The sequence below is a fragment of the Streptomyces sp. NPDC002640 genome (genome assembly GCF_053592575.1).
Genome location: NZ_JBSFVZ010000062.1, coordinates 1 through 1,337, shown reverse-complemented (window position 1 = coordinate 1,337; position 1,337 = coordinate 1). Strand labels below are relative to the sequence as shown.

Annotated in this window: 1 protein-coding gene; it reads right to left on the bottom strand. The window is 68.7% G+C overall.

Annotated features, from left to right (window positions below; all coding sequences use genetic code 11):
- Positions 1–1,337 (bottom strand): homocysteine S-methyltransferase family protein (locus tag ACWD3O_RS34000; protein ID WP_451418564.1); only part of this gene is annotated, 1,337 nt, incomplete at both ends.

Sequence of the window (1,337 nt, the reverse complement as noted above, 5' to 3'; positions counted from 1 at the left end):
CGCTCGGCGATCTCGACCTTCTTCTCCGCCGTGCGGGCCTGTCCCACCTCGTCGATCGTCAGCGCGATCAGCGCCGCACCGTGCTCCCGGGCCAGCTCGGTCACCTTCGCGAACCGCGACTCCGGCCCCGCACCGTCCTCGTAGTTCACCGAGTTGATGACGGCACGGCCACCCAGCTTCTCCAACCCCGCCCGCAGGACATCCACTTCCGTGGAGTCCAGCACGATCGGCAGCGTGGAGGCGGTCGCGAACCGGCCGGCCAGCTCCGCCATGTCCGCGACACCGTCACGGCCCACATAGTCCACGCACAGGTCGAGCATGTGCGCGCCCTCACGGATCTGCTCCCGCGCCATCTCCACGCAGTCGTCCCAGCGGCCCTCCAGCATGGCCTCACGGAACTTCTTCGACCCGTTCGCATTCGTCCGCTCACCGATCGCCAGGTAGGAGGTGTCCTGCCGGAACGGCACCGTCTGATAGAGCGAGGCGGCGCCGGGCTCGGGGCGCGGGTCACGTGCTGCGGGCTGGGCGCCCCGCACCCGCTCGACCAGCTGCCGCAGATGCTCCGGCGTCGTGCCGCAACAGCCGCCGACCAGGGACAGGCCGTAGTCGCGGACGAAGTCCTCCTGCGCGTCCGCCAGACCCTCCGCGTCCAGCGGGAAGTGCGCGCCGTCCTTCGTCAGCACCGGCAGACCCGCGTTCGGCATGCACAGCAGCGGAATCCGGGCATGCCGCGCCAGATACCGCAGATGCTCGGTCATCTCCGCCGGACCGGTCGAACAGTTCAGACCGATCATGTCGATACCCAACGGCTCCAACGCCGTCAGCGCCGCCCCGATCTCCGACCCCAGCAACATCGTGCCGGTCGTCTCGAACGCCATCGACACCAGCAACGGCACCCGCACACCCGTCGCCTCCATGGCACGACGCGCACCCACCACGGCCGCCTTGGTCTGCAGCAGATCCTGCGTCGTCTCCACGATCAACGCATCCGAACCACCCCCCAGCAGCCCCTCCGCATTCGCCTGGAAACCGTCACGCACCACCGCGTAACCGATGTGACCCAGCGTGGGCAGCTTCGTCCCCGGACCCATCGACCCCAGCACCCACCGCTGCGCACCCGTACGCGCGGTGAAGTCGTCGGCCGCCTCACGCGCGATCCGCGCGCCCGCCTCCGACAACTCGAAGATCCGGTCGGCGATCTCGTACTCCGCCGCCGCACTGTGATTCGCCCCGAACGTGTTCGTCTCCACACAGTCGACGCCCACCTCGAGATACGCCTCGTGCACCGAACGGACGATGTCCGGACGCGTCACGTTCAAGATCTCGTTGCAGCCCTC